This window comes from Baekduia sp., from assembly GCF_035318805.1.
GTDB lineage: Bacteria > Actinomycetota > Thermoleophilia > Solirubrobacterales > Solirubrobacteraceae > Baekduia.
On the sequence record NZ_DATHDY010000010.1, the window covers coordinates 45,536 to 66,186 of the forward strand.

20 protein-coding genes are annotated in these 20,651 nt (G+C 73.1%); 6 read left to right on the forward strand and 14 right to left on the reverse strand.

Going from position 1 to position 20,651, the window contains the following annotated elements:
- Positions 1-2: 2 nt before the first annotated feature.
- Positions 3-818: a class I SAM-dependent methyltransferase gene (locus tag VK501_RS01210; protein WP_324333808.1), complete on the forward strand. Its 816-nt coding sequence runs from the start codon at positions 3-5 to the stop codon at positions 816-818.
- Positions 819-869: 51 nt separating this feature from the next.
- Positions 870-1,673: a class I SAM-dependent methyltransferase gene (locus VK501_RS01215; RefSeq protein ID WP_324333810.1), complete on the forward strand. Its 804-nt coding sequence runs from the start codon at positions 870-872 to the stop codon at positions 1,671-1,673.
- A gap of 738 nt (positions 1,674-2,411) precedes the next feature.
- Here the strand turns inward: VK501_RS01215 and VK501_RS01220 are convergent.
- The 5 genes from VK501_RS01220 to tig form a co-directional block, all read right to left on the reverse strand.
- A complete protein-coding gene (locus VK501_RS01220; RefSeq protein ID WP_324333812.1) occupies positions 2,412-2,675 on the reverse strand; it encodes a hypothetical protein in 264 nt (87 codons plus the stop codon).
- Between the two features lie 62 nt (positions 2,676-2,737).
- Positions 2,738-3,484 carry an NAD(+) diphosphatase gene (gene nudC / locus VK501_RS01225; protein ID WP_324333814.1) on the reverse strand — a complete coding sequence of 249 codons (747 nt, stop codon included), beginning with the start codon at positions 3,482-3,484 and terminating at the stop codon, positions 2,738-2,740.
- A 124-nt stretch (positions 3,485-3,608) separates the two neighbouring features.
- Positions 3,609-4,886: an ATP-dependent Clp protease ATP-binding subunit ClpX gene (gene clpX / locus VK501_RS01230; protein WP_324333816.1), complete on the reverse strand. Its 1,278-nt coding sequence runs from the start codon at positions 4,884-4,886 to the stop codon at positions 3,609-3,611.
- Between the two features lie 36 nt (positions 4,887-4,922).
- On the reverse strand, positions 4,923-5,507 hold the full coding sequence (gene clpP, locus VK501_RS01235; RefSeq protein WP_324333818.1) for an ATP-dependent Clp endopeptidase proteolytic subunit ClpP: 585 nt from the start codon (positions 5,505-5,507) through the stop codon (positions 4,923-4,925).
- A 180-nt stretch (positions 5,508-5,687) separates the two neighbouring features.
- Positions 5,688-7,073, reverse strand: coding sequence for a trigger factor (tig, locus tag VK501_RS01240; RefSeq protein ID WP_324333820.1), 1,386 nt, complete (start codon positions 7,071-7,073; stop codon positions 5,688-5,690).
- Between the two features lie 120 nt (positions 7,074-7,193).
- Here tig and VK501_RS01245 point away from each other — a divergent pair, with 120 nt between their 5' ends.
- Positions 7,194-7,346: a hypothetical protein gene (locus VK501_RS01245; protein ID WP_324333822.1), complete on the forward strand. Its 153-nt coding sequence runs from the start codon at positions 7,194-7,196 to the stop codon at positions 7,344-7,346.
- A 100-nt stretch (positions 7,347-7,446) separates the two neighbouring features.
- Here VK501_RS01245 and VK501_RS01250 read toward each other — a convergent pair whose 3' ends face one another.
- The 7 genes from VK501_RS01250 to VK501_RS01280 form a co-directional block, all read right to left on the reverse strand.
- Complete coding sequence (locus VK501_RS01250) at positions 7,447-8,253, reverse strand: hypothetical protein (protein ID WP_324333824.1); 807 nt, start codon at positions 8,251-8,253, stop codon at positions 7,447-7,449.
- A 114-nt stretch (positions 8,254-8,367) separates the two neighbouring features.
- A complete protein-coding gene (locus VK501_RS01255) occupies positions 8,368-9,702 on the reverse strand; it encodes an adenylate/guanylate cyclase domain-containing protein (protein WP_324333826.1) in 1,335 nt (444 codons plus the stop codon).
- A gap of 131 nt (positions 9,703-9,833) precedes the next feature.
- Positions 9,834-10,562, reverse strand: a complete 729-nt coding sequence (locus VK501_RS01260) for a helix-turn-helix domain-containing protein (RefSeq protein ID WP_324333827.1) — start codon at positions 10,560-10,562, stop codon at positions 9,834-9,836.
- An 84-nt stretch (positions 10,563-10,646) separates the two neighbouring features.
- Positions 10,647-10,940 (reverse strand): metal-sensitive transcriptional regulator, encoded by a 294-nt coding sequence (locus VK501_RS01265; RefSeq protein ID WP_324333829.1) that lies wholly within the window; start codon positions 10,938-10,940, stop codon positions 10,647-10,649.
- A gap of 40 nt (positions 10,941-10,980) precedes the next feature.
- Entirely contained in the window at positions 10,981-12,426 is a 1,446-nt protein-coding gene (locus tag VK501_RS01270) for a gamma-aminobutyraldehyde dehydrogenase (RefSeq protein WP_324333831.1), read from the reverse strand.
- A gap of 5 nt (positions 12,427-12,431) precedes the next feature.
- A complete protein-coding gene (locus tag VK501_RS01275; protein ID WP_324333833.1) occupies positions 12,432-13,829 on the reverse strand; it encodes an aspartate aminotransferase family protein in 1,398 nt (465 codons plus the stop codon).
- A gap of 189 nt (positions 13,830-14,018) precedes the next feature.
- Positions 14,019-15,011: a ribose-phosphate diphosphokinase gene (locus tag VK501_RS01280; RefSeq protein ID WP_324333835.1), complete on the reverse strand. Its 993-nt coding sequence runs from the start codon at positions 15,009-15,011 to the stop codon at positions 14,019-14,021.
- Between the two features lie 159 nt (positions 15,012-15,170).
- Between VK501_RS01280 and VK501_RS01285 the strand changes: the two genes are divergently transcribed.
- Positions 15,171-16,136: an HD-GYP domain-containing protein gene (locus tag VK501_RS01285; RefSeq protein ID WP_324333837.1), complete on the forward strand. Its 966-nt coding sequence runs from the start codon at positions 15,171-15,173 to the stop codon at positions 16,134-16,136.
- A 59-nt stretch (positions 16,137-16,195) separates the two neighbouring features.
- On the opposite strand, the gene VK501_RS01290 is transcribed toward VK501_RS01285, so the two are convergent.
- Together VK501_RS01290 and VK501_RS01295 are read right to left on the reverse strand one after the other, a co-directional pair.
- Positions 16,196-17,215 carry a beta-ketoacyl-ACP synthase 3 gene (locus tag VK501_RS01290; RefSeq protein WP_324333839.1) on the reverse strand — a complete coding sequence of 340 codons (1,020 nt, stop codon included), beginning with the start codon at positions 17,213-17,215 and terminating at the stop codon, positions 16,196-16,198.
- Positions 17,216-17,309: 94 nt separating this feature from the next.
- On the reverse strand, positions 17,310-17,750 hold the full coding sequence (locus tag VK501_RS01295) for an Lrp/AsnC family transcriptional regulator (protein ID WP_349260956.1): 441 nt from the start codon (positions 17,748-17,750) through the stop codon (positions 17,310-17,312).
- A gap of 66 nt (positions 17,751-17,816) precedes the next feature.
- Here VK501_RS01295 and VK501_RS01300 point away from each other — a divergent pair, with 66 nt between their 5' ends.
- Together VK501_RS01300 and VK501_RS01305 are read left to right on the forward strand one after the other, a co-directional pair.
- Positions 17,817-19,946, forward strand: coding sequence for a DUF6421 family protein (locus tag VK501_RS01300; protein ID WP_324333842.1), 2,130 nt, complete (start codon positions 17,817-17,819; stop codon positions 19,944-19,946).
- The gene (locus tag VK501_RS01305) at positions 19,943-20,641 is read left to right on the forward strand and encodes an SDR family NAD(P)-dependent oxidoreductase (protein ID WP_324333844.1); all 699 of its coding nucleotides are present in this window, start codon (positions 19,943-19,945) and stop codon (positions 20,639-20,641) included. Before VK501_RS01300 ends, VK501_RS01305 begins: the two co-directional genes overlap by 4 nt.
- Positions 20,642-20,651: the final 10 nt, after the last annotated feature.

The window sequence follows — 20,651 nt, forward strand, 5'->3', positions numbered from 1 at the left end:
GTATGGACGACGATGATTCTGGTCCCGCCCCCCGCCCCCAACCGCAGCCCGCCCCCCGCCTCCAACCGCCGCGCGAGTGGGACGCCGGCAGCTACCAGGTGGTCTCCACCCCGCATCAGGGCTGGGGCGCCGAGATCCTCGACCGCCTGCCGCTGCGGGGCGACGAGACCGTGCTCGACCTCGGCTGCGGCACGGGGCGCGTGACCGCCCAGCTGCTGGAGCGCCTCCCGCGCGGGCGGGTCGTCGGCATCGACGGGTCCGCCGCGATGGTGGCCGAGGCGCAACGCCTGCTGGGCTCTGACCGTGCGACGTTCCGCCAGGCCGACCTGGTCGCCTTCACCGTCGACGAGCCCGCCGACGCCGCGCTCTCCAGCGCGACGTTCCACTGGATCGCCGACCACGACGCGCTGTTTCCGCGCATCCGCGCCGCCCTGAAGCCGGGCGCGCCGTTCGTCGCGCAGTGCGGCGGCCGCGGGAACATCGCGACGGTGGTCGCTGCCGTGCTCGCCGTCAGCGCCCGCGAGCCGTTCGCCGCGGCGCTCGGCGACTGGCCGGGCCCGTGGAACTTCGCGGGGCCGGAGGAGACGCGCCGGCGCCTGGAGCGCGCGGGCTTCGCCGTGGAGCGCGTGTGGCTGCAGGACTCGCCCAAGCGCCCGCAGCGGCTGCGCGAGTTCCTGAGGACGGTGTCGCTCGGCTCGCATCTGGAGTGCCTGCCGCAGGAGCTGCGCGACCCGTTCCTCGATGCGGTGGTCGTTCAGCTCGGACCGGACCCGGTCCACGACTACGTGCGGCTGAACATCGTCGCGCGTGCGGGCTGAGCGCAGCGATCTCCGACGTCGATCCGCCACATACGCGAGCATTGGCCAGGGATGACCGACATCGAGCAGCTCAAGGAGCGGATGAAGGACCTCTGGGCGCTGGGCGACTACCCGGAGGTCGCCAAGCGCTTCGTCCCCGCGGCCGAGGCGCTGGTCGCCGCCGCGGGGATCGGGCCGGGCGACCGGGTGCTGGACGTCGCCGCCGGCGACGGCAACGTCGCGGTCGCGGCGGCGGCCACGGGCGCGCACGTGACCGCATCGGACTTCGCGCCCTCGCTGGTCGCCGCGGGCCGGGAGCGCACCTCCGCGCTGGGCCTGGACGTGCGCTGGGACCAGGCCGACGTCGAGGCGCTCCCCTACGCCGACGGAACGTTCGACGCCGTCACGAGCGCGTTCGGCCTCATGTTCGCGCCCCGCCCCGAGGTCGCCGCCGCCGAGGCGTTCCGGGTCGTGCGCCCGGGCGGCGTCGTCGGCCTCGCCGCGTGGACGCCCGACGGCTTCACCGGGCAGATCACCGAGCTCATGAGCGAGTACCTGCCGGTGCCGATGGGCACCGCGCATCCGATCGACTGGGGGATCGAGGCGACCGTCCGGCGGCGGCTGGCGCCGCACTGCGACGGCCTCGCGGTGACGCGCGGCGCCATCACGTGGGAGTTCCCGTCGATCGACGACACGCTGGCGTGGCAGGAGGCGAACTTCGGCGCGCTGGTCGCCGCCCGCCGCGCGCTGGGCGACCGGTACGCCGAGCTGCGCGCGCGCTTCGCCGAGCTGGTCGCCGAGTGGAACCGCGGCGACGGCGGCGACGTTCGGCTGCCCGCCGCCTACCTGATCGTCGTCGCGCGCCGCGACCGGTAGCCGCTCCCCGCGCGACCTCGCGTTCCGCGGCCTCATCAGCGGGCGCTCGTCCGCCGCTGTGGCGCAGGATGATCAAGGTCGACCCGGGCGCGCAGCGCGTTGCGTTTGGGCGGTGGGCGTTGGGGACTGGCGTCGTGGGGCGCTGGTCGCGAGGCGGGCGTTCCGGGGTCGGCGTGGTTGGCGGCGCCCGCTGGGGTCGGGGCGTGGGCGTCGCGGTTGCGCGGGATCGCTGACGAGAACGCGGCGGGGCCGGGGCGCGTGCGCCGCGGGGCGTCCGCGGAGCCGTGGGGGCCGGGTGGGCCTGTTTGGCGCGGTGGGCCGCGGCGTTCGGGCCCACCCGCCCCGGGGCGCTGGCGGACGACCGAGCGCGCCGGAGCCCGCGACGCACGCTCGCTCTCGTCATCGCCGACGATCCACGCCGCGTGGCGTCGCCGGCGCCCGCGCTGGGCGCCGGCCGCGTCGGCGGTGCGTCGGTCAGCCCACGGCGCCGCGGTAGGGCCCGGGCGCCGGCCGTGGGCGATTCGGTCCGTGTCGTCTCACCCCCGATATACGGGGTCAATCCAGCATGCGTTTCGTTTGCGACCGCTGGCGACCCCGCGAAGTGATGATTCAGGCCCGAATGATCGCCTCACGGCGCCGGCGGCAGATCGACCGCGCCGGCACCCACTCGAACACCCGGTTCGCCCCCAGCAACGCCGAAGGCCCCAGCACGGTCAGGCCGTGGTGCGACGTGAAGGCCTAACGCCGGCTGCGGCGCACGCCACCGTGAAACGGCAGCAGCTTGCGGCCGGCGGTGACGGGATCCAGCAGCCGCACGAGGCGCAGCAGCTCCGAGCGCTCCTTCGGCGTGAGGTTGGCCGGCAGCCCGTGGGACTTGCGCACGATCCGGGTCAGCTCGCGGCGGTCGCGATCGTCGAGGCGGGTCCAGTGGGCGCGCGCGACCAGGGCCGCGTCGAGGATCAGCATCCAGGGGACGGCCTTGCGGCCGGGGAGGCGGGGCATCGCGATCGAGGCTACCCGGCGGCGGCGCGCGCCCACGCACCGGCGCGGCCGGCGGCCGGCGGTCAGCGGCCGGCGACCCAGCGATCGAGCAGCAGGCGCGCGATCGCGGTGCGCGGCGGCAGCATGAGCCGGTCCGACGGCGCGCCGTCGATCCACGAGGCGTCGCCGCTCACCGCCTCGACCACCTCGTCGCGCGTGAACCACCGCACGTCCTCGAGCTCGCCGTCGGCGGCCTGCGGCCGCGGCTCGCCGCCGGCGTAGGTCGCCCAGAAGCCGAGCATCAGCGAGACCGGGAACGGCCAGGGCTGCGAGGCGATGTACCGCACGTCGCCGACGGTCACGCCGGACTCCTCGAGGACCTCGCGCGCCACGGCGTCCTCCAGGCGCTCGCCCGGCTCGACGAACCCCGCCAGCGCGCTGTAGCGCCCCTGCGGCCACGCCGCCTGGCGGCCCATGAGCACGCGGTCGCCGTCGACGACCAGCATGATCACCACCGGGTCGGTGCGCGGATGGTGCTGATGGCCGTTCTCGCACACGAGCACGTGACCGCCCTCGGTGGCGTGGGTCGGCGTGCCGCAGCGGCCGCAGAAGCGGTTGGCGCGCGCCCAGCTGGCCAGCGCCGAGGCGTAGGCGACGACGCCGAGCTGCTCGCCCGGGAGCGAGACGGCCAGGTCGCGGAGCCCGGCCAGCTCCACCCCGTCGCGCTCGACGGCGAAGACCGGGCCCTCCGGCCCGACGCCGAGGAAGAGCGCGCCGGCGTCGGAGTCCAGGAGCGCGAGCGGCTCGGCGTGCGCGCCGTGCGGCCCCACGACGATCGCGCGGGCCTGCGGGTCGCGGCGCGCGGCGGCCAGCCACGCCGCGTCCGTGCGCCGATGGGCGGCACGATCGAGCGCGGCGCCGCCGAAGGCGATGGGTTCCGCGGCAGGCGTCGGGCTAGGCCGACTCGGCCGCAGCGGGGGCGGAGCCGTCGTCGTCGACGGCCTCCGTGACGAGCGTGGGCGTGATGCCCTTCTCGATGGTCTCCTTCGTCACGACGCACTTCTTGACGTCGCGGCGTGACGGCAGCTCGAACTGCACGTCGAGCAGCGTCTCCTCGATGATCGAGCGCAGCCCGCGCGCGCCGGTCTCGCGCTCCAGCGCGAGCCCCGCGACCGACACGAGCGCCTCGTCGGAGAAGACCAGCTCGATGCCGTCGAACTGGAAGAAGCGCTGGAACTGCTTGACGAGCGCGTTGCGCGGCTCGGTCAAGATCGTGATGAGGTCCTCGCGCGACAGCTGGTGCACCGCGCTCATGACCGGCAGGCGCCCGATGAACTCGGGGATCAACCCGTAGTTGACGAGGTCCTCGGGCAGGCAGTCCTGGAAGACCTCGCCCTTGTCGTGGTCGGCGCGGGCGGAGATCTCGGCGCCGAAGCCGACGCCCTTGTGCCCGATGCGCCGCTCGATGACCTGGTCGAGGTTGGCGAACGCCCCGCCGCAGATGAAGAGGATGTTCGTCGTGTCGATCGACAGGAACTCCTGGTGCGGATGCTTGCGCCCGCCCTGCGGCGGCACCGATGCGGTGGTGCCCTCGAGGATCTTCAGGAGGGCCTGCTGGACGCCCTCGCCGGAGACGTCGCGCGTGATCGACGGGTTGTCGGCCTTGCGGGCGATCTTGTCGACCTCGTCGATGTAGATGATGCCCGTCTCGGCCTTCTTGACGTCGTAGTCGGCCGCCTGGATGAGCTTCAGCAGGATGTTCTCGACGTCCTCGCCGACGTAGCCGGCCTCGGTCAGCGCCGTGGCGTCGGCGATCGCGAACGGGACGTTGAGGATGCGCGCCAGCGTCTGGGCCAGCAGCGTCTTCCCGCAGCCCGTGGGCCCGAGCAGGAGGATGTTGGACTTCTGCAGCTCGATGTCGGCGTCGGCCGACTGCATCATCTGCACGCGCTTGTAGTGGTTGTAGACCGCCACCGACAGCGTGCGCTTGGCCTCTTCCTGGCCGACGACGTACTCGTCCAGGACGCTGTAGATCTCCCGCGGCTTGGGGAGGTTCTCCAGGTCGAACGAGGGCGGAGCCGTGAGCTCCTCGTCGATGATCTCGTTGCAGAGATCGATGCACTCGTCACAGATGTAGACGCCGGGGCCGGCGATCAGCTTCTTGACCTGCCGCTGGGACTTTCCGCAGAAGCTGCAGAGAAGCTGCTCGTTCGAATCCGTAGGGCGCGCCATCTACATCCGCTTTCTCACGTCGCGTACGAGCCGAGTCTAGTGCTCGGAGATGACCCGGTCGATGATCCCGTACGTGACGGCTTCGTCGGAGGACATGAAGTAGTCGCGCTCCGTGTCGGCGCGGACCTTCTCGTACTCCTGGCCCGTGTGCTCGGCGATGATGTGGTCGAGCCGCTGACGGATGTCGATGATCTCCTTGGCGTGGATCTCGATGTCCGTCGCCTGGCCCTGGAAGCCGGACGAGACCTGGTGGATCAGGATCTTCGCGTTGGGCAGCGCCATGCGCTTGCCCGCGGCGCCGCCGGCCAGCAGGAGGGCGCCCATCGACATCGCGATGCCGACGCAGATCGTCGACACGTCGGGCTTGATGAACTGCATCGTGTCGTAGATCGCCAGACCCGCGTACACGCTGCCGCCCGGGGAGTTGATGTAGATCGAGATGTCCTTGTCAGGATCCTCGGACTCCAGGTGCAGCAGCTGCGCCACGATCAGGTTGGCGATCTGATCGTCCACCGGCGTGCCGAGGAACACGATGCGCTCGTTGAGCAGGCGGCTGTAGATGTCAAACGCACGCTCACCACGCGACGTCTGCTCTACGACCATCGGGACCAGTGGACTCATGAGACCTCGTGCTCGTTCTCTGTACTCGGGCGGGATCCTGCCGGCGCGATCGGATTGCCGTGTCGGGAGGTCCGTGGAGGCTAGCACCCGGCCAGGAGCGCTCCCTGGGCTTTCAGGTCGGTTGCCGGCGAGCGTCCTGAAGGGGGCTCGACGCTCGTCCGATCACCGTCCGGAGGATCGCTAGGAGCCTGCGGGCGCGTCGTCGGACGCCGCTGCGTCCTCGTCTCCGTCCCCGGCGCCCGGCAGTCCGCCCGCGCGCTCGACGAGCAGCTCGACGGCCTGGCGCTGGGCGATGTCATCGACGACCTCGTCGAGGCGGCCCTGCTGCTCGAGGCGCTTGCGCAGCTTCTCGGGCTCGGTGCCCTGCTGGATCGCGCTCTGCTGCAGCACGTCGAGGATGTCGCCCTCCGACGGCGTGATGTCCTCGGCCTCGATGACGGCGGCCAGCACGGCCTCGCGGCGCAGCGCCTGCTCGGCGTCCGGGCGCGCCTCCGCGAGGAGCTCGTCCTCGGTCTTCTGCGCGATGCGCAGGTAGGCGTCCTTGTTGATGCCGCGATGCGAGAGCGAGTGCAGCATCTGGTCCCACAGCTCGCGGGCGCGGGCCTCGACGAGCGACTCGGGGATCTCCACCGTGGCGCCGGCGACGACCGCGTCCAGCGCGGCCTCGCGGAACTCCGCCTCGGCCTTGCGCTCGTCGGCCTCCCGCATGCGGGACGCGATGTCCTCGCGCAGCTCGGCGACCGAGTCGAAGCCGCCGGCCTCCGTGGCGAAGTCGTCGTCGAGCTCCGGGACGTTCTTGGCCTTCACGTCGTGGACGGTCACCTCGAACTGCGCCGGCTTGCCGGCGAGGTGCGGCGCGCCGCCGTACTCCTCGGGGAAGGTGACCTCGACGACCTTCTCGTCGCCCGCCGACGTGCCGACGAGCTGCTCCTCGAAGCCGGGGATGAACTGCCCCGCGCCGAGCTCGAGCAGCTGGTCACGGCCCTCGCCCCCGTCGAAGTAGTCGCGCTCGCCGTCGTCGCCCTCGATGGAGCCCTTGAAGTCGATGACGACCGAGTCGCCGCTCGCGGAGGCGCGCTCGACGGTCTCGAGGCGGCCGAGCTGCTGGCGCAGCGTCTCGAGCTGCTCGTCGACCGCGGCGTCGTCCACCTCGGGCTCGCGCCGGTCGACCTCGATCTTGGAGATGTCGCCGATCGTGGCGGTCGGCCGCACGCCGATCTCGATGGTGAAGGTCAGCGGCTGCCCCTCGGCGGGCAGGTCGCCGAGGTCGACGTCGGGCTCGCCCACCGGGTGGATGCCGGCCTCGTCGATGGCCTCGACGTACCAGCGGGGCAGCGCGGCGCGGACGGCGTCGTCGAGCACGGCGTCGCGGCCGATGCGCTGGATGACCACCGGAGCGGGGACCTTGCCCTTGCGGAAGCCGGGCATGCGCAGGTCGCGGCCCATCTTGCCCGCCGCCTCGGTGATGCGGCGCTGGACCTCCTGGGGAGCGACCTCCGCCTCCACGCGCACCCGCGACTCGGGGAGCTCTTCGACGGTGGTCTTCACGTTCGTTGCGGCGGCCATGTGGCTTCGCAAGATAGCGGGCAAGGTCTCGCCCAGGGGGCTCGCCTTGCCGTGCGCGAGCTCGCCTGGCGGCTCGCTCGCACGGCCTCTGCGGGCGCCGGCCGGTACGGTCGGCGACGCATGTCCGCCCGCCGCCCTTCACCCTCCACGCGTGCCCTCGCCTGGGTCTACACGGGACCGTTGGGGCATCTCTACGGCGGGCTGGCCGACTGGGCGACGCTCCTGGGCCGCCTGGCCCTCGCACGCGTGCGTGCACGCGTGCGAGGGACCTGACGGGGACAGTCCCCGGGCGCGTGACGGGGACAGTCCCCGGGCGCGCACCTCTGGGACAGTCCCCACCGCGGCGGGTGGGGACTGTCCCCGTCGAGCTACCTCAGCAGCTGACGGTCAGGCTGAACGGGCGATCGGCGATGGTCGCCGGATCGGCACCGGTCGCGCCGCCGCCGGAGCGGGTGCGGACCGTGACGGTGCGGTTGTCGGACAGGAGCTGCACGCCGACGGCGCCGGCGTTCTCGAACTGCGTCTCGGTGGCCTGCAGCGCGCACGCCGAGATGTCGTCGGCGAAGACGACGTTGTAGGTGCCCTCGCCCGTGCGGCTCGACGACGTCGCGCCGCGCTTGCCGCCGAGCGTCCCGTCGCCCGCGACGGCCGCGAACTTGGTCAGGCCCTGCGCGGTGCTGACCGCGTCGGTGTGGGCCGCCGCGGTCGCGTCAGCCGTGATGTCGGCGGCGTTCTTGCCGTCGACCTGATCGGCGTTCAGGCCGGTGGCTACGCCCTTGGCGTTGGTGGTGAACGGCGCGCCGTTGACGTTCTCGTTGACGATGCGACCGACCTCGGGGCCGTTGGTCACGAACTCGAACGCCCGGCCGTCGGCCAGGTTGTTGGCGCGGATGCAGGGCTCGAAGCCCTTCTCCGAGCCGCCCGCCTTCGAGCGGCAGCCGTAGATGGCACCGCCGCCGTTGTCGGACTTGTTGGACTGGCGCGTGCCGTACGTGCCGGTGTTGGCGATGATCTGGGTCTCCTTGGAGAGCGCCTGGCTCTCGTTGGAGCCCGGATTGCGTGCGCCGCCGAGCAGCGACTTGCCTTCACCTGACGCCACGGCGAACGACGAGATGATCAGGCCGAGCACGACGGCGCTGACCACCACCAGCGGTCCTTGGGACCGGAACTTGCGGAACATGGTTGGAAGCCTCCCTGTTGGTTTCCGTTTCCCTGACCAACTGCACCCGGACCCGAAGGTTGCGGTCGCCGGTCCGCATGCCGTCGCCCTGCAACGGATCGTGCCGCAGAACGCTCAGTGATCCAGCGCGAAGATCGGCCACGGGCCGGGCACGCCGCGCAGCTCGTGCGCGCCGCGCGCCTCGAACTCCAGGCCGGAGCCCACGACCGTGCCGTAGACGGTGCCCGACGTCAGGATCTCGTCGGGCGCGGCCATGTCGCACACGCGCGCGGCGATGTGCACCGCCATGCCGCCGACGTCGTCGCCGATCAGCTCGCACTCGCCCGTGTGCAGGCCCGCGCGGATGCGCAGGCCGAGACCGCGCACGGCCGGCACGACCGTCCGGGCGCAGCGCAACGCGTCCGAGGGCGGCCCGGCGAACGCCGCGATGTAGCCGTCGCCCACCGTCTTGACCTCGCGGCCGCCGTAGCGCTCCACCTCGCGGCGGATCGCGTCGTCGTGGGCCGAGAGCAGGTCGCGCCAGCGCGCGTCCCCCATCCGCGCCGCGTGGCCGGTCGCGTCGCAGATGTCGGTGAAGAGCACGGTCAGCAGCCGGCGCTGCAGGCCGCTGGTCTGCGTGCGGCTGCCGGTGAGGAACTCCTCGATCTCGCCGAGCAGCGCCTCGGTGTCGCCGATCATCGGCAGGCTGTCGCTGCCGGGCAGCTCGACCAGGCGCGCGCCGGGGATGCGGTCGGCCAGCAGCCGCGAGTGGCCGACGTCGATGAGCCGATCCCCCGTGCGGTGCAGCACCAGCGTCGGCACGCGCAGGCCCGGCAGCAGCGGGCGGACGTCGACGCCGCTGAGGTTCTCGAAGATCCGGAGCATCCCGGCGGGCGTCGTCGAATGGCGCTCCAGGCGCCCGAGCCAGTCGCGCATGCGCGGGTCGTCGGCGGAGCTGGGCGCCATGTCCTCCAGGTTGGCGCCGGTGCCCCAGTGCTCCAGCAGCCGCTCGAAGCGTGCCCGGCGGTCCTCGGGCGTCTCGGCCCACGTGACCTCCTCGTCGCGCTCGGTCGCGACGATGCTCGCGTACAGCACGAGCGCCAGCGTGCGGTCGGGACGCGCGGCGGCGTAGCTGATCGCCAGCGGACCGCCCGCGGCGTAGGCCTGCACGACGACGCGGTCGGCGCCCGCCGCGTCGAGCACCGCATCGAGGTCGGCGATCTCCTCCTCGAGGGTCAGCGGGCCATGGATGCGGTCAGACATCCCGAGGCCGCGGCGGTCGACCAGGATCACGCGGGCGATCGCGCCCAGCCGCTCCCACCACCGGCGCAGGCCAGGCTCCTCCAGCAGCACCTCGATGTGCGAGGTCAGGCCGCCAAGGAAGACGAGGTCGACGGGTCCGTCGCCCAGGATGCGGTAGGCGATGTTGGCGTCCCCGCTCTGCGCCCAGCGGACGCGGCCTTCCTCCATGGGCGCAGCGTACTGCCGCCCGGCGCGCCCGCCGGCTAGGAGACTGTGTCGCTATCGCGACTGGGGACCCACCTCCGGCGGCGACGGCTGGCCATCGTGGGCCGCGGCCTCGCTGGCCGCCTACGGCACCCCTAGGCGGGCGCGAGCAGCCGCTCGGTCACCGGGTCGACCAGGTGCGCGGGATCGCCGCGCAGCAGCCAGCCGTCCTCGGTGCGCTCCAGCAGATGGTCGCGCGAGAGGTCGCCCAGCGCCGAGGTGACCGACGGGCGGCGGGCGCCGACGAGGCGGGCGAGCGCGCTGTGCGTGAGGCCCATCGGGATGAGCACGCCGTCGGGCGTGACGCGGCCCCAGCGCTCGGCCAGCGACCACATCGCCAGCAGCAGCCGATCCTCCAGGCGCACCAGCTGGTTGACCACCAACCGGACCGCGAGGCCGCGGTTGCGCCGCGCGGCGCGGCCGAAGAGCGCGTCGATGACCGACGGGTAGCGCACCGCAGCGTGCAGGAAGCGCTCGTCGAGGACGGCGACGGTCAGGTCCTCGAGGATCGTCCAGCGCGCGACGAGCGGCAGCTCGCTCACGGGGCTGTCGGCGTCCCACGGGCGCAGGACGTCGCCGGAGCCGAGCACCTCGGTCGAGGAGCGGCGGCCGAGGTCGAGGTCGCGCAGGAGCAGGCCGTCGATGATCAGCAGGGCGAGCGGCGAGCTGCCGGGCTCGACGGCGGTCGCGGGGTCCCAGCGACCGGTCGGGACGTGCAGCACGCCGGCGACGAGCTGCTGGCGGGCGCGCTCCTGCTCCTCGGGCGTCAGACGCTCGCCGAGCTCCGGATCGGCGGACAGCAGGCGGACGAGGTCGCGGGCCACAGCACGCGAAGTTCTGCCCCTAGGGGGTGACCGCTAACCCTGAGAACGTTGTGCGTAGGCGGCGCGGGGGTAGCGCCCGGGAAGCTAGCCGCGGCGCATGAGCCGGCCGACTGCGGCCATCAGCTCCTCGGTGCGGTCCTCCTGCAGGTCCTCCGGCCCGCCGACGACGCAGTGGCGCGCGTGGTCGTCGAGCAGCCCGAGCGCGACCTTGTCCAGCGCGGCCTGCACGGCCCCGATCTGGGTGAGCACGTCGATGCAGTAGCGGTCGTCGGCGACCATGCCCTCGATGCCGCGGACCTGGCCCTCGACGCGCCGCAGGCGCTTGAGCAGCTGGTCCTTGGTCGCGGAGTAGCCGCGGGTGGCGGGTGTGTCGGCCATGGGCCGAGGATACCGCCCCGGGGTACCGTCGCGCCGAGCCTCAGTCCAGCTTGATCATCGCGTGCTTGACGCGCGTGTAGTCGTCGAGCGCGTAGACCGAGAGGTCCTTGCCGTAGCCGGACTCCTTGAAGCCGCCGTGCGGCATCTCCGACAGGAACGGCAGGTGGTCGTTGACCCAGACGCAGCCGAAGTCGAGCCTGCGCACCGCCTCCATCGCCCTGCCCACGTCGCGCGTCCAGACCGAGGCGGCCAGGCCGTAGGGCACGTCGTTGGCCATCGCGATCGCGTCGTCGCCGTCGGCCATCCGCTGGACGGTGACGACGGGCCCGAAGAGCTCCTGCTGGACGATCTCGGACTGCTGCCCCACGCCGACCACGACCGTCGGCTGTACGAAGAACCCGCGGTCGCCGCCGGCCGAGCCGCCGGTCAACACCTCGGCGCCCGCGGCGGTCGCGCGATCCAGATAGCCGAGGACCTTCTCCTGCTGGCGCTCGGAGATCACGGGGCCCATCTCGATGGCGTCGCCGTCGGCCGGGTCGCCCATCTTCAGCGAGGAGACCGCGGGGACCAGCTCCTCGATCAACGCCTCGTAGATCCCCGGGCCGGCCAGCACGCGCGACGCCGCCGTGCAGTCCTGGCCGGAGTTCAGGAAGCTCGCGACGCGCAGGCCCTGGGCGACGGCCTTGGGGTCCGCGTCGTCGAACACGACGACCGGCGCCTTGCCGCCCAGCTCCAGGTGCACGCGCTTGAGCGTGTCGGCCGCGGCGGCGGCGATGTGCCTGCCCGTCGCGACCGAGCCGGTGAGCGACACCATCGAGATCGCCGGATGGCGCACGATCCCCACGCCGACGCCCGGCCCGTCGCCGGTGATGACGTTCAGCACGCCGGGCGGCAGGATCTCGGCGGCCAGCTCGGCGAAGCGCAGCGTGGAGATCGGCGTCAGCTCCGACGGCTTCAACACCACCACGTTGCCCGCCGCCAGCGCCGGCGCGATCTTCCAGATGGCCATCATCAACGGGTAGTTCCACGGCGCGATCTGGCCGACGATGCCCAGCGGCTCGCGCCGCACCATCGACGTGTAGCCCGCGCCGTACTCGCCCGCGGCGGGCGCGCTCAGCGTGCGCGCCGCGCCCGCGAAGAACCGCAGCTCGTCGGAGCAGATCGGCAGCTCCTCGAGCGCCAGCGACATCGGCTTGCCCACGTTCAGCGACTCGAGCGCGGCCAGCTCGCCGGCGTGGCGGTCGATCGTGTCGGCCAGCGCCAGCAGGTGCTCCATGCGCTGACCGGGCGTCGTGTCGCGCCACGGGATCCGCGCGGCGCGCGCCGCCTCGATCGCCCGCTCGACGTCGGCCTGCGTGCCCTCCGGCACGCGCCCGATCACCTCGCCCGTGGCCGGGTTGAGGACGTCGCGCCGCGCGCCGTCGACGCCGTCGACGAGCGCGCCGCCCACCAGGTTGCGGAACGCGGGGATCGTCGTGGTGCTCACGGCGGTCACGCCACCCCGGTCGTCGTGCCGACGCCCATGTGGGCCCCGGCATCGGTCAGCACGTCGCCGAGCCGCTCGACGATCTCGTCCAGCAGCGCCGCGTCGCTGATCAGCGGCGGGGCGATCTGCAGGACCGCGTCCCCGCGGTCGTCGGCGCGGGCGATGATGCCCGCCTCGCGGAGCCGGCCCGGCAGGAAGCCGCGCACCAGCCGGTCGCGCTCGGCCTGGTCGAACGTGGCGTTCTCGTCGTCCTTGACCAGCTCGATGGCCCAGAAGAAGCCACGGCCGCGGGTGTCGCCGACGATCGGCAGGTCCCGCAGCGTCGCCAGCCCGCGCTCCAGATGCGACTCGAGCGCGCGCACGTTCTCGAGCACGCCGTCACGCTCGAAGATCTCGATGTTCTTCAGCGCGATCGCCGCGCTCACCGGATGGCCGCCGAACGTGATGCCGTGGCGGAACACCGCGCCCGCCTCGGCCATCGGGGCGACGACGCGCTCTCCGGCGACCACCGCGCCCATGGGCGCGTAGGCCGACGTCAGGCCCTTGGCCAGCGACACGAGGTCGGGCGTGACGCCCTCGCGGACGATCCCGAACCACTCGCCGAGGCGCCCGCAGCCCGTGATGACCTCGTCGGCCATCAGCAGCGCGCCGTAGCGGTCGGCCAGCTCGCGCAGGCCGCGCCAGTAGCCGGCGGGCGCGGTCAGGCAGCCGCCGGCGTTCTGCACGGGCTCGGCGATGATCAGCGCGACCTCGTCGGGGCCGGCCGCGACGATCGCGTCCTCCACCTCGGCCAGCAGGCGGGCGCAGAACGCGGCCTCGTCCTGGACCGGACCTCCCTCCCACCCGCGGAAGCTGTTGGTGTTGGAGACGTGCGTGACGTCGATCGGCGCCTGGCCGAAGGGCGCCTTGAAACGCTCCACGCCGGTGAACGACAGGGCCCCGAGCGTCACGCCGTGGTAGGCGATGTCGCGCGCGATGGCCTTCGTGCGCTGCGGCTGGCCGTTGGCCAGGTGGTACTCGCGGCAGAGCTTCCACGCCGCCTCGACCGACTCCGATCCGCCGTTGGTGAAGAACACGCGGTTGAGGTCGCCGGGCGCGAGGCCGGCCAGGCGCTGGGCCAGCTCGATGGCCGCGGGATGCGCCGTCGCCCAGTTGGTGTTGAACGCCAGCGTCGTCAGCTGTGCCGCCGCCGCCGCGGCCATCTCCTCGCCGTGCGAGTAGCCGATCTGCGCGCAGAACAGGCTCGACAGCGCATCGACGTAGCGGTCGCCCTTCGTATCGAACACGTACGGGCCCTCACCGCGCTCCAGCACGAGGAGGTCGTCGATGCCCTGCTTGGAGAAGTGCAGCAGCAGGTGGTCGCGTGCCGCCTGCTGCAGCTCGTCGTGGCTCAGACCGCCCATGTTGATGTGACCACCTTCTTGCTCGTGTGGAAGTCGACCGCGTCGCGGCCGTTCGGCGTGCAGCCGTAAGGGTCGGGGTCAGACCCCGGTTCACGCAACCGGCACTTCGTCACAAGAACCGGGAGCCGACGCGACAGTCCGGCCAGTCGGGCGGCGAAACCGGTGGACCGCGGCGCGTTCGGCCCGGCATCAGAGGTTGTCTCCCCCGAACGCCTCGCTCACGGAGTCGTCGGTGAAGATCCGGTGGATCGTGTCGGCCAGCAGGTCGGCGCAGCTCACGACGCGCACGGTGGGCGGCGCGCCCGGGGGAACCGGGACCGTGTCGGTCACCAGCAGCTCCTCGAGCCCCAGTCCCGAGATCCGCTCGAGCGTCCCGGCGCTGAGGATCGGGTGGATGGCGACCGCGGTGATCGTCGCGGCCTGGGCGTCGCGCAGGGCGCCGACCGCGGCGACGAGCGTGCGGCCCGTGTCGACGATGTCGTCGACCACGACCGTCGTGCGGCCGCCGACCTCGCCGATGACGCGGTGGCGCGGGTCGGGCGCCTCGGGATCGAGGATCGCCAGCTCGGCGCCGAGGTGGGTCGCGAACTTCTTGGCGAGCTTGACGCGGCCGGCGTCGGGCGCGACGACCACGGCGTCGGCGGGCAGCCGCGGGCGCAGGTCGCCGGCCAGCGTGTGCAGGGCGGTCATGTGGTCGACCGGCACGCGGAAGAAGCCCTGCGACTGGCCCGTGTGCAGGTCGACGGTCAGCACGCGGTTGACGCGCACCGACTCGAGCATGCGCGCGACGGCGCGGGCGCTGATCGGCTCGCGCAGGCGCGACTTCATGTCCTGGCGGCTGTAGCCGAACCACGGGATCACGGCGATCACGCGATGGGCCGAGGCGCCCACGGCCGCGTCGATCATCAGCACGAGCTCCATCAGCGCGTCGTTGATCGACAGCGTGCCGTCGCGCGTCCCGGCGAGCGACTGGACGATGAAGACGTCGGCGCCGCGCACGGACTCCTCGTAGCGGCAATACACCTCTCCGCTGGCGTAGGTCTGGAGATCCACGTGGCCGGCCTCGACGCCGAGCTTGTGCCCGATGGCGTCGGATAGCGCCGTCGAGCTGCGCCCGGGGAAGAGCATCAACCGCTTGTCGTAGTCGAGGGGCAGGTGGGTCGGCACGTGGTCGCGGATCATCGCGGGCCGGCCCGTCGGCGTGCGGTGCGCCCCTTTTCGTAGACGGATGATGGACGAACGACGCACTCTGCAGAGGTTTTGGACGCAAACGCTCCGCAACCGCGCCTTGCTCTGTTTGAAGGTGTGCCAGAAAGGAACCCCGGAGTGCACATGGTTCCCGTGACGACCACCGGCAACAGCGGAACACGCGGCAGCCACGCCGCGGCGCCCCTGGCCCATCCGCTGCTCACGGAGGTCGCCCACCAGGCCTGTCACGCCGGCGCGGCCGGCGCGGCAGCGATCACGCGTGCCCAGCCCACGTGGGTCGAGCACCAGGTGCTCGCCGCCTCCGGCGACCCGCAGCTGCTGGACGATCTCGACGTCCCGGCGCGCGAGGCGTTCGCCACGGGCGCACCGGTGATCACGCGCACCGCGGCGACGTGCCTGCTCGTGCTCGACGGCGAGGGCGCGGGCACGCTGACGCTCCTGCGGCCGAGGCTCCGGCGCGGCGCCCCGCTGCGCGAATGCCTCACGCGCCTGACCGATCTCGCGACCGAGGCGCTGCGTGCCTCCGAGGCCGAGCGCCGGCTGGCCGAGACGATGAGCGCCAGCGTCGGCTCGCTCGCCTCGCTGCTGGATCTGCGCGACGGCTACACCGGTCAGCACAGCGATTCGGTCGTGGCGCTGTGCGAGCAGGTCGCCTCCCGGATGGGCGTCGTCGGCGCGGAGCTCGAGCACCTGCGCATCGGCGCGCACCTGCACGACCTCGGCAAGATCGGCGTGCCCGACGCGATCCTGCACAAGCCCGGCCCGCTGGACCCGACGGAGTGGTCGATCATGCGGGAGCATCCGGTATGGGGCGCTCGCGCGCTCGAGGCGGTCCCCGGCTTCCGCCCGGCCGCCCGCGCGGTCCGCGGCCATCACGAGCGCTGGGACGGAGGCGGCTACCCCGACGGCCTGGCCGGCGCGGCGATCCCCGTCGCCGCGCGGATCATCGCGGTCTGCGACGCCTACGCCGCGATGACCTCGACCCGCCCGTACCGCCCCGCGCTGCCCGCCACCGAGGCGCGGGAGCGACTGGTGTCTGGGACCGGCACGCAGTTCGATCCGGCAGCGGTGTGGGGCCTGCTGGACGCGCTGGCGTGACCGGCTGGGGCATGCGCCCGGTGAGGGTGACGGTCGGCGTGGACGGCTGAGCGACGTCCTCAGTCCGGCAGGCCCCAGGTCAGCACGGTGCCGCCCCAGGCCAGGCCGGCGCCGAACGCGCCGAGGAGGACGAGCGATCCGGGCTGCAGGCGGCCGTCGGCGTCGGCGACGGCGAGCGCCGTCGGCAGGCTGGCCGACGTGGTGTTGCCGATCTGGGCGATGCAGTCCACGACGCGCTCGGGCGGCAACTCGAGCCGCTCGCCGACGGCCGCGGTGATGCGGGCGTTGGCCTGGTGGAGCACCGCGAGGTCGAGGTCGTCGACCGACGCGCCGACCAGCGCGGTCGCCCGCTCGGCGACGTCGACCAGCGAGTCCACGGCGCGGCGGAACGTCCGCTGGCCCTCCATGCGCACCGGCCCTGCGGGCCACGCGGTGACGATGGCGTCTCCGGCGGAGCCGTCGGACTCCAGGATGAACGGCCCCACGCGCGAGTCGCCGTCGACCGCGCGCACCACGACGGCGCCGGCGCCGTCGCCGAAGATGCCACCGGTGACGCGGTCCTCGTAGTCCAGGACGCGAGACATCGCGTCGGCGCCGATCACCACGACCGTGCGCGCTCGGCCGGACTCCACCTGGCCGACGGCCATCGCGAGCGCGGCGAGGAAGCCGGTGCAGGCCGAGTTGAGGTCCATGGTCCCGGCGCGCGTGGCGCCGATGTCGGACGCGACGATCGCGGCCGAGTGCGGCGTGAGCGCGTCCGGCGTCATCGTGGCCATCAGCAGCAGGTCGACCGTCGCGGGATCGACGTCGGCCTCGGCCAGCGCGGCGCGCGCGGCGGTCGCCGCGAGGTCGTTGAGGCACTCGCCGGGCTGCAGGCGGCGACGCGCCTCGACGCCGGTGCGACGCACGAGCCACTCGGGCTCGACTCCCATCGGGCCGGCGATCTCGGTGGTCGCGACCGTGGTCTCCGGGAAGCAGGAGCCGACCGAGACGAGCGCCGCGCCGGTGCGCAGCGACGCCGGGCCGACGACGCGCGCGCGGTCCTTGGGCTGGAGGGTGCCGTGCAAGGCGCGGATCATGGTGGTCAACCGGCCCGCCTCGACCTCCGCCGGACCCGCAAGCGCCTGAACGGGCTACGGCCCGTCCGGGGATCGCCGCGTTTCCCGAACGCGGTCAGTCGCGGCGTTCGATCAACCGCGACATGATGACCTGGGAGCGGGTGCGCACCACGGAGGCCTCGCGCTGGAGCTCCATGATCACGCGCTCGAGGTCCTGCGGATCGCGGGCGCGGACGCGGACGATGCAGTCGGCGTCGCCGGTGACGCTCCAGGCCTCGACCACCTCGGGCAGCGGCCGCAGCGACTCGCGCACCTGGTCGAGGCCGATCCCGGGCGCGTAGAACAGCTCGATCAGCGCCTCGGTCGTGGCGCCGAGCGCGGCGGGATCGACGAGGGCAGTGAAGCCCCGCAGGACGCCACGCTCGCGGAGCCGGTCCACGCGGCGCTTGACCGCCGGGGCCGAGAGCGACACGCGCCGGCCGATCTCGTCGTAGGTGGAGCGCCCGTCGTCGACCAGCGACGCAAGGATCTTGCGATCAACGTCGTCCACGCGCAAGAGATCGGGCATCGCACACACGATAACGGGGTTGAGTGCTGGTGCGCTGCCGCGTAGCCTCCATCCATGGCTCCCGTGCGACCCGTCATTCGCGTGCTCTTCGACGAGGCCCACGGCCAGGCGTGGACCATCCGGCCCGAGCTGGCGGCGCGGATGCTGCCCTCCCATCCCGGCGACGTCTCCTATGCGCGCGCGGCCGACCTCCTCCGCGCGCGGCGCGTGGACGTCGCCGCCCACACCGACGGTCCGCTCGACGCGGCGGCGCTCGACGGCGCCGACGTCGTCGTCCTGGCGCACCCGTCCGAGCCCAAGTGGGAGGCCACGACCGGCAGCGGCTCCCCCGTGCTCGACGACGCGGAGCTCGCCGCGCTGGAGGCCTTCGTCGCCGCCGGCGGCGGCCTGGTCGTCCTCGGCGAGAGCGAGCAGGACAAGTACGGCAACAACCTCAACGCGCTGCTGGGCCGCTTCGGGATCACGATCCAGCACGACACGGTCCAGGACTACGAGCGCAACCTCAACAGCACGCCCTCGTGGGTCCGTGCGGACCTGGCGCCCGGCGAGCGCGGCGCCGCCGGCGACCTGCTGGCCGGCGTGAGCGACGCGACGTTCTACCGCGCCGGCACCCTGGCCGTCGACCGCGACGCCGGCGTGCAGGTGCTCGCCCGCACCGCCGTCAGCGCCTCCACGCCGCGGGCGCCGCTGGCCGTCGCTGTCTGCCACGAGGCCGGCCGCGTCGTCGCGCTGGCCGACTCCGACCTGTTCGGCGACGACTGCCTCGGCGACCTCGGCCATGCGGCGCTCTGGACGAACCTCGTCACCTGGGCGGCCGCCGCGGCCTACGCGCACCCGGCCGGCGACGCGCCGTCGGCGGCCGCCGCCGATCCGGCGTGGACCCGGCTGCGCGAGGCGACCGGCGCGCTGCGCCTCCTGCAGGAGCCCGACGGCTCGCTCGACGTCACCGCCCACGACCCGGCCCGCGTCCGCGGCCTCGTCGACACGATGGCCGAGGCCGTCGGGGCCCTCGCGCCGCGCTTCGGCCATCAGGCCGGCTACCTCGCCGCGGCGGTCGCCGACCTCCGCGCGTGGGCCGACGGCGGCTACGCGAAGCCCGACTTCACCGCCTCGCTGGAGCTGTTCCGGCCCGACCGCGACCGCGAGGACGGGATCGAGCACCTGGTGCTCTTCCCCATGTACACCCAGAACGGCTCGCGCGACACGCGCTACGAAACGCTGCTGATCCGCGTCCCGTGGCCCGCGTGGCTGGCCGAGCTGGAGGCCGACCGCTATGACAACGCCAAGTTCGTCCCGGTCACGCTGACCGACCACACCGCCGGCTACGACTCCGAGTGCGCCGTGCTCTTCCCCGAGACGGTCTCCGTCGCCGACAAGCCCGCCAACCACTTCGGCGCCATCTTCTGCGACCGCGAGGCCGAGCGCTTCCGCCGCGTCGTCGGCGCGGCCGCCGACACCGTCGGCGTCAACCTCCCGCCCGACGCTGCGGCGCTGCTGCGCTCCGAGCGCCTGTCGCTCGACGCCTACGTCCTGTGGGACCTCGTGCATGACCGCGCGCACAGCCGCGGCGACCTGCCGTTCGACCCCTTCATGATCCGCCAGCGCATGCCGTACTGGATGTACTCGCTGGAGGAGCTGCGCTGCGACCTGACCGCGTTCGGCGAGGCCGCCAAGCTCGAGGCCGAGGGCCTGGCCTTCGCCCGCAACGTGCAGTACGCGATCCTCTTCGACCGCATCTTCCGCTTCCCGGTCACCGGCTCGCGCGTGCGCAACTACGACGGCCTGGGCGGTCAGCTCCTGTTCGCCTACCTGCACCGCCACGGGTTCGTGCACTGGACCGACAACCGGCTGACCGTCGACTGGGACCGCCTCGCCGAGGGGGTCGCCGGGCTGCGCGGCGAGGTCGAGACGCTGTACCGCGAGGGCATCGACCGCTCCAAGCTGGCGCAGTGGGGAGCGGCGCACGACCTGGTCTCGCGTTACGTCCCGGCGACCGCGGGCTCGACCTGGAGCGCCGGCGTGCGCGCCTACGTCGACGTGGAGGATCCGCGCCCGTACATTGACGACGTGCGGCCCGACGAGTTCCCCCTGTCCATGTTCTACACCTCGCTCAAGCAGAAGCTTGCGCCGGTGCTGGAGCGCCCGAAGGCCGCGGACGCCGGCGCCGGCGCGGTGGCCGCGTGAGCGCAGGGGGCGGCGCGCTGGCGGGGCGGCGCATCGCCGTCGCCGGTGCGGGCGGCGGCCTCGGGCCGACGGTCGTGCGTGCCCTGGCCGACGCCGGGGCGTGGGTCGCGGCGGCCGACCGGACCGACGCGCACCTCGACGTGGTGCGCGACGTCGCCGGCGACGCGCGCGCCGCGGACCTCGTGACCGCCGAGGGCGCCCGGGCCTGGGCCGACGCGCTCGGCGAGGTCGACGGGCTCCTGCACCTCGTCGGCGGCTGGCGCGGCGGCGACGACCTCGAGGACATGGACCTGGCCGACCTCGACCTGCTCGAGAAGCTGCTGTTTCACTCCGTGGTGCACACCACGCGCGCGTTCGCGCCGCTGCTGAAGGCCGCGGGCGACCGCGGGCGCTTCGCGCTCGTCTCGTCGTCGGTGGTCGCCAAGCCCACCGCCGGCAACGCCGCCTACGCCGCGACGAAGGCCGCCGCCGAGGCGTGGACGCTCACGCTCGCCTCAGAGCTGGCGCCGACGCAGGGCACCGCGAACGTCGTCGTCGTCACCGCGATCGTCACGCCGCAGATGCGCGAGGAGAGTCCGCAGAAGGCCTATAAGACGTTCACCGACGTGGGCGAGATCGCCGACGCGCTCGTCTACCTCAGCTCGTCCGCGGCCCGCAAGATGAACGGCCAGCGGCTGCACCTGCACGCAGCCTAGGCTGTCGGGC